12 protein-coding genes and 2 tRNA genes are annotated in these 13983 nt (G+C 72.9%); 4 read left to right on the top strand and 10 right to left on the bottom strand.

The window, feature by feature from the left end:
* Positions 1–14: 14 nt before the first annotated feature.
* The 4 genes from ACPPVO_RS07835 to ACPPVO_RS07820 all read right to left on the bottom strand — a co-directional run bounded on the left by ACPPVO_RS07835 (position 15) and on the right by ACPPVO_RS07820 (position 2346).
* Positions 15–90: transfer RNA gene (locus ACPPVO_RS07835), tRNA-Glu, on the bottom strand.
* Positions 91–162: 72 nt separating this feature from the next.
* Positions 163–234, bottom strand: a tRNA-Gln gene (locus ACPPVO_RS07830).
* A 74-nt stretch (positions 235–308) separates the two neighbouring features.
* Positions 309–1097 (bottom strand): fumarylacetoacetate hydrolase family protein, encoded by a 789-nt coding sequence (locus ACPPVO_RS07825; protein ID WP_360369415.1) that lies wholly within the window; start codon positions 1095–1097, stop codon positions 309–311.
* A 10-nt stretch (positions 1098–1107) separates the two neighbouring features.
* Entirely contained in the window at positions 1108–2346 is a 1239-nt protein-coding gene (locus tag ACPPVO_RS07820) for an FAD-binding protein (protein WP_426510578.1), read from the bottom strand.
* 466 nt (positions 2347–2812) lie between these two features.
* Between ACPPVO_RS07820 and ACPPVO_RS07815 the strand changes: the two genes are divergently transcribed.
* A complete protein-coding gene (locus ACPPVO_RS07815; RefSeq protein WP_426510577.1) occupies positions 2813–3550 on the top strand; it encodes a hypothetical protein in 738 nt (245 codons plus the stop codon).
* 34 nt (positions 3551–3584) lie between these two features.
* Here ACPPVO_RS07815 and ACPPVO_RS07810 read toward each other — a convergent pair whose 3' ends face one another.
* Positions 3585–4142 carry a DUF305 domain-containing protein gene (locus tag ACPPVO_RS07810; RefSeq protein WP_426510575.1) on the bottom strand — a complete coding sequence of 186 codons (558 nt, stop codon included), beginning with the start codon at positions 4140–4142 and terminating at the stop codon, positions 3585–3587.
* Positions 4143–4211: 69 nt separating this feature from the next.
* Positions 4212–4970 carry a lytic polysaccharide monooxygenase gene (locus ACPPVO_RS07805; RefSeq protein WP_426510574.1) on the bottom strand — a complete coding sequence of 253 codons (759 nt, stop codon included), beginning with the start codon at positions 4968–4970 and terminating at the stop codon, positions 4212–4214.
* A gap of 331 nt (positions 4971–5301) precedes the next feature.
* Between ACPPVO_RS07805 and ACPPVO_RS07800 the strand changes: the two genes are divergently transcribed.
* Positions 5302–6123, top strand: coding sequence for an alpha/beta fold hydrolase (locus ACPPVO_RS07800; RefSeq protein ID WP_426510573.1), 822 nt, complete (start codon positions 5302–5304; stop codon positions 6121–6123).
* Positions 6124–6193: 70 nt separating this feature from the next.
* Here the strand turns inward: ACPPVO_RS07800 and ACPPVO_RS07795 are convergent, their stop codons facing one another.
* Positions 6194–7078: a LysR substrate-binding domain-containing protein gene (locus ACPPVO_RS07795; protein WP_426510572.1), complete on the bottom strand. Its 885-nt coding sequence runs from the start codon at positions 7076–7078 to the stop codon at positions 6194–6196.
* 454 nt (positions 7079–7532) lie between these two features.
* Here ACPPVO_RS07795 and ACPPVO_RS07790 point away from each other — a divergent pair, with 454 nt between their 5' ends.
* Positions 7533–8714: an FAD-dependent oxidoreductase gene (locus ACPPVO_RS07790; RefSeq protein WP_426510571.1), complete on the top strand. Its 1182-nt coding sequence runs from the start codon at positions 7533–7535 to the stop codon at positions 8712–8714.
* Positions 8715–8953: 239 nt separating this feature from the next.
* Here the strand turns inward: ACPPVO_RS07790 and ACPPVO_RS07785 are convergent, their stop codons facing one another.
* Positions 8954–9349, bottom strand: a complete 396-nt coding sequence (locus ACPPVO_RS07785) for a hypothetical protein (RefSeq protein WP_426510570.1) — start codon at positions 9347–9349, stop codon at positions 8954–8956.
* Between the two features lie 143 nt (positions 9350–9492).
* The gene (locus ACPPVO_RS07780) at positions 9493–10320 is read right to left on the bottom strand and encodes a 3-methyladenine DNA glycosylase (protein ID WP_426510569.1); all 828 of its coding nucleotides are present in this window, start codon (positions 10318–10320) and stop codon (positions 9493–9495) included.
* A 33-nt stretch (positions 10321–10353) separates the two neighbouring features.
* On the opposite strand from ACPPVO_RS07780, the gene ACPPVO_RS07775 reads away from it, so the two are divergent.
* Positions 10354–11691, top strand: a complete 1338-nt coding sequence (locus ACPPVO_RS07775; RefSeq protein WP_426510568.1) for a PQQ-dependent sugar dehydrogenase — start codon at positions 10354–10356, stop codon at positions 11689–11691.
* 14 nt (positions 11692–11705) lie between these two features.
* On the opposite strand, the gene ACPPVO_RS07770 is transcribed toward ACPPVO_RS07775, so the two are convergent.
* On the bottom strand, positions 11706–13925 hold the full coding sequence (locus ACPPVO_RS07770; RefSeq protein ID WP_426514568.1) for an amylo-alpha-1,6-glucosidase: 2220 nt from the start codon (positions 13923–13925) through the stop codon (positions 11706–11708).
* Positions 13926–13983: the final 58 nt, after the last annotated feature.

Genomic DNA, 13983 nt, shown 5'->3' with positions numbered 1-13983 from the left:
GGCTGATCTGTGCTTGGTAGCCCCGACCGGATTCGAACCGGCGCTACCGCCTTGAGAGGGCGGCGTCCTGGGCCGCTAGACGACGGGGCCCCAGTACTTTCAACTTGCTCTTCCGTGCTGCCGTGCGGTGACACGCTACAGCACCGCGATCTTGCCGCGGCGCTGGGGTACCAGGACTCGAACCTAGACTAACTGAACCAGAATCAGTTGGGCTGCCAATTACCCCATACCCCATCGGCGCTTACCGCGCCGAAAGAGAACTTTACCGGAGGTCCCCTTCCACGCCAAATCGGTTGTCGGGAACACGCCTATTCCAAGGTCAGAACCTTGTTGCTGAGCGCGCCGACCCCCTCGATCGAGACCACGACCTCGTCGCCGTTGACCATCGGGGAGACGCCGGCCGGGGTGCCGGTGAGGATCACGTCGCCCGGAAGCAGCGTCATCACATGTGACACATATGACACGAGCGTCGGCACGTCGAACACCATGTCCTTGGTCCGGCCGAGCTGGCGGACCTCCTCGTTGACCTCGCAGCGCACCTCGACGTCGCTGACGTCCACGCCGGTGACGATCCACGGGCCGATCGGGCAGAACGAGTCGAAGCCCTTCGCGCGGGTGAACTGGACGTCCTTGCGCTGCAGGTCGCGCGCGGTCACGTCGTTGGCGCAGGTGTACCCGAAGATGGCCGCCGCCGCGCCCGCGCGGTCGACCCGGCGCGCGCCGGTGACGCCGATGACGACGGCGAGCTCGGCCTCGTGCTCGACCTGCTGCGACTGCGGAGGCAGCCGGATCGCGTCGTTGGGGCCGATGACGGACGTGGATGGCTTGAGGAAGAGCAGAGGCTCCTTCGGCACGTCGTTGCCGAGCTCGGCCGCGTGGTCGGCGTAGTTCCGCCCGACGCACACCACCTTGCTGGGCAGGATGGGCGAGAGCAGCCGCACGTCGGCGACGGCCCAGCGCTGGCCGGTGAATCGGAGCTCCCCGAACGGGTGGCCCTCGATCTCGGCGACGGTCAGCCCGGACGCGCCGGACGACGGCTCACCCTCGACGACCCCGAACGACATGCCACTGCTGTGGGCGAAACGAGCGATACGCACGGGCTGAAATCTACTCCCCGACCAAGTGGCGCTCCACGAAAGCATTGCGGAAGGTCCCCGCCGGGTCCAGACGCGCGGCGAGGGCGGCGAAGTCGCGACCGCGCGCGTACGCCGGCGCGTGCCGGAAAACCTTGCCCCAGTGCGGACGCGGGGCGAACGGCGCGAGGGCCTCCTCCAGCGCGTCAACCGCCCCAAGAACAAGATCATTATTCGGTACCCACGTGAAGTGCAGCGCCACACTGTCGCGCTCGTAGTGCGGGCTGAGCCACATTCCGTCCGCCGCGATCGTGCGGATCTCGGAGATCTGCAGGGCCGGCACGATCCGGTCACGGACCCGCTCGACGGCCGCGAACGCCGCGATCGCGTCCGCGCGCGCCACGAAGTACTCGGTCTGCAGCTCCTCGCCGCTGCTCGGGGTGAACTCGAGCTTGAAGTGCGGCAGGCGCTCGTGCCACGGCCCGGGCGCGCCACCCTGCTCCGTGCAGTTCTCGGGCGACATGATCGCGATCGGGTGCCGGTTGCCGTCGGCCGGGACGGCGCCGAACAGCTCGGCGGGCGCGGGGGCGTCCTCGTCGCGCCGCTTGAGCCAGACCTGGTCGACGGTGTCGCCGTGCCAGCCGGTGAAAAGACTGACGCTGTACCCCGCGGACGCGATCTCGTCCCAGTGCGCGTCGAGCTGCGCGCGCGGGAGCCGCTCGTAGACGTACTGGCTGACGCGGTACCGAGGCTGGATGTCGAGCGTGATGCGCACGACGGCGCCGAGCGCCCCGAGCGCCACGACGGCGCCGTCGAAGTCCGCGTCCCCGCGCCGCAGCGACACCAGCTCGCCGCCGCCGGCCACGATGTCGACCCCGGCGACCGCGGTGGCGAGGTTGCCCAGCCGCACCCCGGACCCGTGCGTGCCCGTCGCGACCGCGCCCGCGATCGAGATGTGGGGCAGCGAGCCGAGGTTGTGCAGCGCGTATCCCGCGGCGTCCAGGCGCCGCGCCAGCTCGCCGTAGCGCACCCCGCCCGCGACACTGACCGTTCCCGCGCCGGCGTCGAGCTGGATGTCCGCGGGCAGCCCGGCCACGCTGAGCAGGTCGGCGTCGGTGTCGGCGATCGCGTTGAACGAGTGCCCGGTCCCGAGCACACGAACCCGCTCGGCCGCGGCCACGATCTCCTGCACCTGCTCGACGCTGCCGGGCCGATGCACCCGCGCCGCGCCGAACTCGATGTTCCCGGCCCAGTTCCGCAGCCGCTCGCTCATTTTGCCGCCTCCCAGCCCCACGACGCCCCGTACTGCCCGCCACGGTAGCCACCCGGAGCCGTCCCCGCCTCCGCGCGCCCTCGCGGACACACGCTCCGTAAGGAGAGTTCGGACACCCTGCCCGGTCCGTCGGGGAGTCTCGGCACGTCAACGCCCGCCGGACATGGGTCCGCACATGAGCCCCGCCTCGCCGTCCCGAGGGTTCCCGACGCTCGCGCCCGGACGCGGCGATTGTTCTGCCGGGCTCCGTTGTGCAGCCACGACACGGTCGAGCGGGCCCGGAACGCGGCGTCGGACAGCCGATCCGCGCACGCCGATCCTCGGGCGCCTCCGCGCGGACGGGTCGCCCCGCCCGCCCATTCGCCGATCGTTGGCCACCGAACGAGGGTTGTTCGCCACCGAACGAAGCCCGAGAGGGCCATTCGGCCGTTCCCCCGGGCGCGGACGCCCGCGCAGACTTCGCTTCGTGACCTCTCAGCCACCGCACGGCACCGGCTCCTGGCGGCCCGAACAGCACGCTGTCCCGGTCTCCGGGCCCGGCCGCCCGGCGATGGGGCCCGGCCGCCCGCCGATCGCGCCCGGCCGCCCGGCGATGCCGCACGCCGCGCCCGCGCCCATGCCGCGGGTGTACGCCGCTCCCGCCGGCGGGCCGTGGAATGCGCCGCCGCCGCCGACCGGCGCGCGGAAGCACGGCTGGTACCTGGTCATCGCCGCCGCTGTGCTCGGCGTCTTCGTCTTCTGCGGCATCGTGGTCGCCGCCGCCGGCAACCAGGACAAGCCGGCCAAGACCGAGGACGTCGCGCGCAACGGGGCGCTCGGGGCACCCATCAGCGACGCTCCCGCCTCGTCTCCCGCCACGACGGCGGTCGAGACACAGACCACGACCGCCCCGCCACCGACCACCGCCGCGGCCGCGCCGACGACGGCACCGACGACCGCCGCCGGTGTCCCGGGCGCGAAGCCGACCACCAAGCCTCCGGCCACGAAGCCGGCGACCACCAAGCCGGCGACGAAGCCCACGACCAAGCCGCCCGCGCAGAACTGCAACCCCAACTACTCGCCGTGCGTCCCGAACGACCCGGTCGACGTGGACTGCGCCGGGGGCTCGGGCAACGGCCCGTCCTACGTGCAGGGGCCGGTCCAGGTGATCGGCAGCGACCCGTACGGCCTGGACACCGATCACGACGGCATCGGATGCGAGTGACCGCCTGAACGTCCCAGGGGGCGCCGAATTGGGCTCAGGCGGGCTGGTTGAGGTACCGAAGCATCTGCTGAATCTCGGCGGTGCGTGACTCGTCGATCCGCTTGGCCAGGTCCAGCGCCCCTGGGTTGATGCCCGTGCCCGTCTCCATCCGCGCGATCTCGATCGCGTTGTGCTGGTGGGCGATGAGCAGGTTCAGGAACTTGGTCTCGAAGTCGGCGCCGGTCGCGGCCTGCAGCGCTTTGATGTCCTCGGGGTTGGCACCGTGCGCGCCGCCGTGGCCCGCGTGCGCGGACGCGTCGGCGGCGGGCGGCCGGCCCCACGCGTCGAGCCAGACCTGCATCGTCTTGAGCTCGTCGGTCTCGGTGGCGTCGATTGCGGCCGCGAGGGTGCGCACGTCCGCGCGCGCGGCCTTCGTGGCGGCGAGGCGCACCATCTCCAGGGCCTGGCTGTGGTGGGCCGCCATCATCTGGCTGAACATGACGTCCGTGTCGTTGAAGACGCGTTGCTCGGTGCCTGCGGGGGCGGGCTGGGCCGGGGCGGCGGCGCAGCCCGCGAGCAGGAACGCCGCGAGTAGGAGCGCGATGCGTTTCATGGGTCTCCTTGCGCACGGGTGGCGTCCTGGTGCTCGGAACGCCACCCTTCATTCAGCGGTACCGGATGATCAGACGCGCTGCCACAGAGCTGGGACGTTGGGCGGCTCCCAGCCGGGGATCGCGGTGTGCGCCTGGCGGCACTGGTAGGTCACGCCGTTGTAGGTGACCCGGTCGCCGACCTTGTACGCGGTGCCGGCGGCCCACGTGGTGGTACCGGTCGGCGGCTGCGTGGTCGGGGAGACGGACGGGGACGGGCTCGGACGCGTCGGCGACGGCGTCGGCTGCGTGGGCGTCGGCGTCGGGTTCCCGCCGCCGGTGCCGACCTGCAGGTCGACGCACGAGTAGAACGCGTTGCCGGTGTCGGCGATGTTCCAGCGGGCCAGCACCAGGATCCGGCCGGTGCGACCGCCGAGACTCACCGTGTGGGAGACGGTGGCGTCGGGCTGCCGACCACCGCCGTCGATGTTGGCGATGCGGGTGCCGCCCACGAAGTACTCGAAGTTCGCCGTGGCGTGGCGGGCGGTGAACACCCACGAGAACGTGACGGTGTTGCCGACCGACGTGGCCGGCCAGCCCTTGTTCGGGTCGTCGAGCTCGGCGAACCGGCTGTTGCCGCCACTGCAGCTCGTCAGGCCCTTGGGGCCTTCGACGCTCTGCGGTTCGTAGACGATCTCGCCACAGTTGGCCACGCGGCCTTGGGCGCACATCGCCTGGCGGCTGGGCGGCGAGGAGATGTACCCGTGCGCGGACGCCGGGGACACCGTCACCAGGAGTGCGGCGGCCACGGCGGCCAGCGTCAGGGGTACCGCAGCGATCGCTTTGCGCATCCAATCGCTCCTTCCAGCGGTGGGGGGTGATGCCGCTCAATGTAAGGGAAGGATTGTTAACAGTAAATAATCTTTATGAATATTCGTCGATGGAGCGCTCTCACTTGAGGCAGGGTTGACCAGCCTTTAAGGGCTTCTCCCGGCGACGTTCCCGAGTCGACCGGGTCAGCTCGCGCCACGCTTCCGCGCGCGCCGTCTCCCGATTTCGGGCCCTCATGTGGTGTGCGGTGAGTGCGACGCGCCCAAGGCCACCTGGGAGGGCGAGGTTGGTTCCCAGGATCGTGGTCACGTTCACCACGAGCCCGCCCGACTCGGCCCGCTAGGAGACGCCATGCCCTTCATCACCACGTCCGACGGCGCCCACATCTTCTACAAGGACTGGGGCTCCGGCCGCCCCGTCGTGTTCAGTCACGGCTGGCCGCTCAACGCCGACGCCTGGGACGACCAGCTGATGCTGCTCGCGTCGCGGGGCTTCCGCGCGGTCGCGCACGACCGCCGCGGCCACGGACGGTCCACGCAGACGTGGCAGGGCAACGACATGAACACCTACGCCGACGACCTCGCGGAGCTGATGGACGAGCTCGGCCTCACCGACGCGGTGATGGTCGGGCACTCCACCGGCGGCGGCGAGGTCACGCGGTACCTCGGCCGCCACGGCACGTCGCGCGTGTCGAAGGCGGTGCTGGTGGGCGCCGTCCCGCCGCTGATGCTCAAGACCGACGCGAACCCGGACGGCACTCCGCGCAGCGTGTTCGACGAGATCCGCGCCGGCCTGGCCGGCGACCGCGCGCAGTACTACCGCGACCTGAGCGTCCCGTTCTACGGCGCCAACCGGCCGGGCAGCAGCGTGTCGGAGGGTCTGCGCGAGCAGTTCTGGCGGCTGAGCATGCAGGTGGGGCTCAAGGCCGCGTACGACTGCGTGCGCGAGTTCTCCGAGACCGACTTCACCGAGGACCTCCAGCGCATCGACATCCCCGTGTTCGTCGCGCACGGCGACGACGACCAGATCGTGCCGATCCAGGCTGCCGCCATCAAGACCGTGCGGCTGCTCAAGAACGCGAGCCTGAAGGTGTACCCGGGCGCGCCCCACGGCATCAGCGGCGCCTACGAGGCCGCGTTCAACGCCGACCTGCTCGCCTTCATTCAGGACTGACCACGGCGCTGCCAGCACGTGTATCGGCGAGTTCGACCCGGCTCGAGGGCCGACGACACATCCCGGAGGATCAGCCGAGGTCGTCCAGCGCCGCGAGGAGGCGCCGCACCAGGGGTGTCGCGGTGCGGTCGTTCCAGGCGAGGCCGATGTCGACGGTGGCCGCCGGCGGGGTGAGGCGACGCAGCACCACTCCGCTCAGCCGCAGGGCCTTCGCGCGGCCCTCCGGCACCGCTGCGACCACGCCGCCCGCCGCGACCGCGCGCAGGAGCTGCTCGTCGTCGGGCTCGTAGCGGGCCAGGTTGATCCCGGACGGCCACACCTGCGCGACGATGCGGTCGAACATGCCGGGTCCGTTCTCGCGCGGCCACATGACCGCCGGCTCGCCCGCGATCGCCTCCCGTGCGACACGGCGCTGGCGGGCCAGACTGTGCCCGACCGGCAGGACGAGGAGCAGCTCTTCGGTGTCGACGAGCCGCCAGCGGATGCCGGGCTCGTCGAGCGGCGGCCGGACGAACGCCGCGTCGTACCGCCCGGCGAGCAGTCCCGCGACGTTCGGTGCGTGCCAGCCGGTCTCGGGCAGCACCTCGACGAGCGGGTTCTGGGCGCGGAAGCGCTCGACGAGCGCGTCGACGCGCCCGCCGCGGGCGGATCGTGTGTAGGCCAGCCGAATCCGCCCGCCCTGGCCCCGCGCGACCGCCTCGATACGCTCCCGCGCGGCACTCGCCTGGGCGAGCAGCAGCGCGGCCTCGACGGCCACGACCTCGCCCACCGGGGTGAGGGAGCACGCGCCCGCGCCGCGCTCGACGAGCCGCGCGCCGACTTCTCGCTCCAGCGTGCGGACCTGCTGGCTCAGCGCCGGCTGGGCAATGCGCAGTCGCGCGGCTGCGCGCGTGAAGTGCAGCTCCTCGGCCAGTACCGCGAAGTACCGCAGCCGCCGCAGATCCAGCGGTTCCATCGGCCGAGCATAGGCGCGGCCGCGCAACGTGGTCGCATTGTGGGCCGGGCGGGCGATGGGCACCGCGCACCTGAGGCAAGGGCCGGCGATCGGTGGCAGGCTGACCTGAGACGCGGCGGGGGGATCGGATCGGGAAGCGCGCCACCAATTGTGTACCAATGCGGCATGCGCGCGGAGGCGGGACGCGGAAGACCGCCGGCCTCGGGCACGGTGCCTCGAAGGGCGCGAAAGCAGGGCAGAGATGTGGCCTCGCGCACGGTGCCTCGAAGTGGGCGCGCAAGCGGGGCACAGATGACGGCCGCGGCCTCGCGCACGGTGTCGGCGAACCCGCCGTCGAAGCAACGCGCGGAGGCGGGATCCACAGGGGCGAACCCGGCGAGGCGATAAGCGTGGCTTATCGCGCGGTAGCGCACCGGACTTGGACAAGCGGACCGGGCACTGGTTGCCTGAATCCATGGATGACGTGATCGTGCTGGGTGCAGGGGTGATCGGGTTGACCTGCGCGGTACGGCTGCTCGAAGCCGGCGCGCGGGTGCGGGTCGTCACGGCCGACGAACCCGGGCAGACGGTGTCCCGCCTTGCCGCGGCCGTTTGGTATCCGACGCACACCGAGGCCGATCCGCGGGTGCTCGGGTGGGCGCACAGGACGTACGACATCCTCATGGCGCAGGCGGTGGAGGGCGTCCCTGGTGTCGCCCCGCGGCCGACCCGGATGGTGATCCGCCGGCCCACCGGAACGCCCTGGTGGGCCGGGGCGGTGCCGGACTTCAGGGTGCACCCGGGCGAGCGGCCTGGCCCGGATGCCCGGCGACTCACCGACGAGCGGCCGGGCCCGGACGCGCGGCGATACACCGACGAGCGGCCGTCGGGAGACGAGCGGCCGTCGGTAGACGAGCGGTCGCCGGTAGACGAGCGGCCGTCGGTAGACGAGCGGTCGCCAGTAGACGAGGGCCGGTCGACGGACACGCGGAGCTCCACGGACCAGCCAGCGCCCCGCGGCGAGCGGTCGTCCATGGGGCCCGCGGCGGTCGCCGGAGAGTGGCGGTTCACGGTGCCGTCGGCGGAGATGGAGGCGTACCTTCCGTGGCTTGCCGAACGCGTCCGGGCCCTCGGCGGCACGCTGACGCGCGGGCGCGTGGCGCGGCTCGCTGACCTGGGCGGGCAGGCCGGCACGGTGGTCAACGCGACCGGGCTCGCCGCCCGCGCGCTCGCCGACGACGCGGCGGTTTTTCCCGCCCGGGGGCAGATCGTGGTCGTCGCCAACCCGGGGCTCGAGACGTCGGTGCGTGATGAGGAGCATCCGGGCGGGATGACGTACATCCATCCGCGCTCGCGCGATGTCGTGCTCGGCGGGACGTTCCAGCCCGGCGACTGGAACGAGGCGCCCGACCCGGCCACGACCGCGGCGATCCTGCGGCGGTGTGTGGAGCTCGTGCCCGAGCTGGCCGGCGCGCGGCCGCTGCGGGAGGCGGCGGGGCTGCGACCCGCGCGGGAGGGCGGGCCCCGGCTTGAGGTGGACCCGGAGGCGCTGCCGGGCGGTACGCGCGTCGTGCACTGCTACGGCCACGGCGGCGCGGGTGTCACGTTGTCGTGGGGCTGCGCCGAGGAGGTCGTGCGCCTCGCGCTGTCAAGATGACACTTGACGATCGCACGCCTCGCGCGCCCGACAGTCGGCGTCTGGCGACGGGGTCACCGTTGCCCTGCGGTTAGGTCGGCCGCCTCGACTCGGCGCGCCTCCGCGCGGACGCAGGGGTCCGAACGGCGCCGCGCGCGGGGCACCGTCCGAACCGGGGACGGTCCCGCGCGGGCGCGCCGTCGAAGCGAAGGTGGGAAGGTCGTGGTTTGGCGAGGCTGGGAGAGGCTGGGGACCGCCGCTCAGCCGCGGGTGTACGTCAGGTCGAAGTCCTTGGACCACTTCAGGCCGTCCTTGGACATCTCCCAGTACGCGTCGATGCGCTTGCCGTCCGGGTCGATGGTGCCGGTGAAGCGCTGGTTGAAGCCCTCGGCCGCGCGCCAGATGCGCCACGTGCTTCCGTCGACGTCCATGCCGTACACCCGCAGCACGCCGCGCGCGTCGGAGTAGAGCATCGTGAAGATCTTGCTGCCGTCGTCGTAGCCGATCACCGATGTGGTCGGAAAGGGCGCGTTCTCGATCCAATCCCGCGGCAGGTCGTCGCCCGGCGGGTCCGCGTCCGCGCGCTGGACGAGGAACTCCCCGTCGTCCGCCCACGCGAAGCTCGCCCAGCCGCGCATCGTGACCTGGCCGTTCACGGTGGCGACGGTGTCCCACATACCCAGCAGGGACCCTAAACGCCGCCGTACCTCGCTCATCGCCACTCCCCGGATCCTCGTTCCCGCCAGAACATGAACCCGACTTATACACCAGCCCGTCGCGCCCGGGCTCCTCCCGCCGGTCAGTCGGCGACGGCCTCCAGGAGCCTCTCGCACTCGGCGATCAGGCGCCCGCGCAGGGGCACGGCCCGCTCGGCGAAGGAGCGCTGCGCCTCGACGTAGCGGGCGCGGCCCTCGGGCGTCTCGATGCCCACCGCCTCGTAGCCGAGGTCGGCCAGGTCGTACGGCGAGGCGCGCATGTCGAGGGTGCGCACGTCGCGCGCGAGCTCGAAGCAGTCGGCGATCAGCTCGGCGGGCACGAGGGGCGCCAGCTTGTACGCGTGCTTGTACAGATCCATGTTGGCGTGCAGGCAGCCCGGCTGCTCGTTGGCGGTCTGGGACTCACGGGTCGGCTGCAGCAGGTTCAGCGGACGCGCGGGCGCGGTGTAGAAGCGGAATGCGTCGAAGTGGCTGCACCGGATCCGGCTCGCCTCGACGACCGCGTCGGTGCCCTCCGGGCCGAGGCGCAACGGCCACGCGTTGTGCCGCAGCTCGTCCTGCGTCTGGCGGTACACCATCGCCCACTCGTGCAGCCCGAAGCACCCGAGGTGCGGCGTCCGTGCGGCCGTCGCGACGAGCAGGTCGCGGATCCACGCGATCGCCTCCGCGCGGCGGGCCGGCACCGTCGCCGCCTCCGCGCCCGAGCCCGCCAGCTCGACACCCGCGCCCGGGTGCCAGCGGCGCAGCTGTGCCGGCCGGTACGAGTAGTACGTGAACAGGAAGTCCTCGACGGGGTGCCTGCGCCCGAGCCGGCGGCGGGCGAGGTGCGGCTCGATCCACGCGTCCACGCGGGCCTCGTGGGCGGCGCGGCGGGCCTCCCAGGTCGGCCGGTCCAGAACGATCAGCTGCACCGTACAAGCTTACGGAGAGGTAGCGTCGGGGCCATGCGCAAGCTCGCCGCGTTGCTGCTCGCCTGCTCACTGGCCCTGGCCGCGTGCTCGGACGCGCCCGGCAGCTCGACCGAGCCCGCGCCCGCGCGGCCGGGTCCTTCGGGTTCGAACGGCTCCCCCGCGGCCGCGGGGCTCGGCGCACCGACGCGAGTGAAGGTCGCTGTGCCGTCCGGGCTCGCGTCCGCGCCGTTCAACCAGGATCGGTACCTTCAGCTGCCCGCCGGCTGGACGGCGACGGTCTACGCGCGGGTGGACAAGGCCCGGTTCATGGCCCCGACGCCGAGCGGCGACCTGCTCGTGTCCCAGCCGGGCGCCGGAAAGGTGCAGCTCGTGCGCGCGGGCGCGGTGTCGGAGTTCGCGACCGGCCTGCGCCAGCCCCACGACATGGTCTTCGCGCCGGTCAACGGGCAGATGTTCCTGTTCATCGCCGAATCGAACCGCGTCATTCGGTACCCGTACAGCAACGGCGACACGAAGGCGCACGACGGCCAGGTGGTCGTGGACGGGCTGCCCGACACCAGCACGCCGGAGCTGCGCGGCACGTATGCGCACGTGCTCAAGAACATCGCCGTGCACGGCGAGACGCTGTACGTCTCGGTCGCCTCCACCTGCAATGCCTGCGTCTCCGACACGGTGAGCGACCCGCAGCGCGCCACGATCTACACGTACGCCGCGGGCGGCACCAACGCGTCGCGGCACCTGCTCGCCCGGGGCATCCGCAACGCCGAGGGCCTCGCCTTCCGCCCCGGGACCGACGAGCTGTGGATCGTCGTCAACAACCGCGACAACACCCTGGTCCCCGACGACCGCGACGTCGACGGCGACGGCAAGTCCGACAAGGGCAAGCGCATGCCCGAGTTCGTCGACGACTACCCGCCGGAGGAGTTCATCAAGGTCCGCGACGGCGGCTTCTACGGCTGGCCCTTCTGCAACCCGAACAGCGACAACGGCCTGCACAACATGGGCTTCCTGCGCGACTACGAGCTCAACCGCGACGGCTCGAAGGCCGACTGCGCCAAGGCCGACCCGATCGACCTCGGCCTGCCCCCGCACAGCGCGCCCCTGGGCCTGACGTTCTACAACGGCGCGGCGATCGTGCCGCTGCACGGCTCCTGGAACCGCACGAAGCCGGCCGGGTACAAGGTGCTCTACATCCCCTGGACGGCGAGCGGCCCGGGCGACCCGGTGGACCTGGCGGCCGGTTTCGTGGGCGCCGACGGCAAGTGGTGGGGCCGCCCCGTGGACGCCGCGATCGACACCGACGGAACGGTCCTGGTCAGTGATGATGGCAGCGGTACCATCCTGCGCCTGACGCCTCCGCGCGCCAACTGACCCGCCGAGCGCCGCTACGCCGGACGGGCGATTCGGGCCGGACCGCCATCGGCGTTGTGGAACGTCACGCCGAGTGGTCCATTGTGGACCGTGAGTTCACCCGCGGCCGTGACGCTCACGTCGAGTTCGCCGTCGGCGATCTTCAGGCCTCGGATGCGGTACGCGCCGACCGGGGATGGGGCGAGCGGCGCGAACGTGATGCGCCGGGCGGGCACGTCGACGTCCAGGCCCAGCAGGGCGGTCAGGATCGCCGGTGCGGCGGCCGCGGCCCACGTCTGGGGGCGGCACGCGGACGGGTACGGGGTGGGGAGGTCGTCCCCGCCGTACAGCTCCGGCAGCCGGTAGTCGAACCGCTCGGCCGCGTCGAGCAGCGCCGAAATTACCGCGGACGCCTCCGCGCGGTGACCGTCGCGCACGAGGCCCAGCAGCGCGATCGCGTTGTCGTGGGGCCAGACGGAGCCGAGATGATAGGACAGGAAGTCGTACCCGGCCGACGCCGGCGACACCGTCCGGACCCCGAACGGCGATCGGAGCTCGGCGAGGCGCCCGGCCACGGCGGTGCTCTCCTCCGGGGTGAGCAGCCCGGTTCCGAGCAGATGCCCCATGTTGGACGCCACCAGGTCGACGCGGGCGCCGTCGCCGTCGAGGGCGATCGCCGGGTACCCCTCGGGGCACCAGAACTCCGCGCGGAAGCGCTCGGCGAGCTCGCTCGCCCACGCCCGCCAGCGGCTGGCCTCGACCGCTCCCTCGGAGCCGGCCCTCGGCGGATTTGCGGCAAGCACATCCGGACCGCGCGGCGCCGCCTCGGCGAGCCATGCGTTGAGATCCAGCAGACCTGAGCGCACGTCGCCCGCACCCAACGCGTCCGCGCGCTGCGCGTCCGCGCGCTGCGCGTCCGCGCCGCTCGAGCCTGCGCCTTGCCGGCCCGCGGACGCATCACGGGCGCCCGCATCCGCGCCTGATCCGGCTCCGTCAAATGCGCCCCGGACGTCGCGATTCGCGGCCGCGCGCTCTGGTGCGGCAGGCGCGGGCGCGGCGGGTGCAGTGGGCGCGGGTGCAGTGGGCGCGGGCGCGGGTGGCGCGGGCGCGGGTGCGGCGGCGGCCGCGGGTGTAGTGGGCGCGGGCGCGGCGGGTGCGGGCGCGGCGGGTGCGGGCGCGGCAGGCGCAGGCGCGGCAGGCGCAGGCGCGGCAGGCGCAGGCGCGGCAGGCGCAGGCGCGGCAGGCGCAGGCGCGGCAGGCGCAGGCGCGGCAGGCGCAGGCGCGGCAGGCGCAGGCGCGGCAGGCGCAGGCGCGGCGGGTGCGGGCGCGGCGAGTGCGGGCGCGGCAGGCGCAGGCGCGGCAGGCGCAGGCGCGGCAGGCGCAGGCGCGGCAGGCGCAGGCGCGGGTGCCGTGGGCGCGGGTGCGGCGGACGCGGGTGCGGCGGGCGCGGGTGCGGGCGCGGCGACGGGCGCGGGTGCGGTGTCGGCGAGCTGGTCGAGGAGCCAGGCGCCGTCCAGGGCGGCTCGGTAGGCGTACGCCTGGACCTCGCTCAGAGCGATCGGGCCCCCCGCGATGCGGCCGTCCGCGTGCTGGATGGCCTCGGACGAGTCCTTCCAGCCCTGGTTGGACAGGCCGGGGCCGGCGGTCGCGTGGGTGACGAAGCCGTCGTGCCGGGTGAGCCAGGCCAGGGCGCGGCGGACGTTCGGCAGCAAGGGGCGGACAGCCGCGGCGGGCATGCCCCAGCGGTACGCGTCCGCGAGGGTGCTCACGAACAGTGGTGTCGCGTCGACCGTGCCGTAGTAGGTCGGAGGGAAGCTGGGGGCGCTGTCCTCGCGGCGTACCTCGTGCAGGATCCGCCCCGGCTCCTCCTCCGTCTCCGGCTTGTAGTGGGTGCCCTGGCGGGCCGCGAGGGCGCGCAGGGTGCCCGCGGCGACCTCGTGGCCGAGTGGGAGGGCCAGGCGGGCGGACCACAGGGCGTCGCGGCCGAAGAGGGTCAGGTACCAGGGGCTGCCCGCGGTGTAGTACGCGTCCGCGCCTTCGGTGCGGCGGAGGGCGTCCAGATCCTGGACGCCGGCGCGTACCAGGGCATCAAGGCGCCGGTCGTCCGCGGCGACGCGCAGGGTGCTGAAGCGCTTGGGTCGGGCGGTCGGTGGGAGGTCGGTGCGAGTGATGCGAACCTCGGCGGACCAGGTGCCGCGCGGGGGCACCAGCGCGCGCCAGACCAGGGTCGCCTCCGCGCCCGCGCCCGGGGTCACGGTGGCGGGTGGGGTCGTCTGGATGCGGACCGAGATGCCGTCCGGTGCTCGCCAGTCG

Source organism: Dactylosporangium sp. McL0621 (genome assembly GCF_049995355.1).
Lineage (GTDB): Bacteria > Actinomycetota > Actinomycetes > Mycobacteriales > Micromonosporaceae > Dactylosporangium.
Note: the sequence above shows the minus strand (reverse complement) of the source record. Positions and strands in the feature narration are given on the sequence as shown.

Excerpts from the sequence above, each read along its gene's own strand:
- ACPPVO_RS07820 (WP_426510578.1), bottom strand. The coding sequence starts at position 2,346 with ATGAGCGAGCGGCTGCGGAACTGGGCCGGGAACATCGAGTTCGGCGCG.
- ACPPVO_RS07810 (WP_426510575.1), bottom strand. The coding sequence starts at position 4,142 with ATGAAACGCATCGCGCTCCTACTCGCGGCGTTCCTGCTCGCGGGCTGC.
- ACPPVO_RS07805 (WP_426510574.1), bottom strand. The coding sequence starts at position 4,970 with ATGCGCAAAGCGATCGCTGCGGTACCCCTGACGCTGGCCGCCGTGGCC.
- ACPPVO_RS07800 (WP_426510573.1), top strand. The coding sequence starts at position 5,302 with ATGCCCTTCATCACCACGTCCGACGGCGCCCACATCTTCTACAAGGAC.
- ACPPVO_RS07795 (WP_426510572.1), bottom strand. The coding sequence starts at position 7,078 with ATGGAACCGCTGGATCTGCGGCGGCTGCGGTACTTCGCGGTACTGGCC.
- ACPPVO_RS07790 (WP_426510571.1), top strand. The coding sequence starts at position 7,533 with ATGGATGACGTGATCGTGCTGGGTGCAGGGGTGATCGGGTTGACCTGC.
- ACPPVO_RS07775 (WP_426510568.1), top strand. The coding sequence starts at position 10,354 with ATGCGCAAGCTCGCCGCGTTGCTGCTCGCCTGCTCACTGGCCCTGGCC.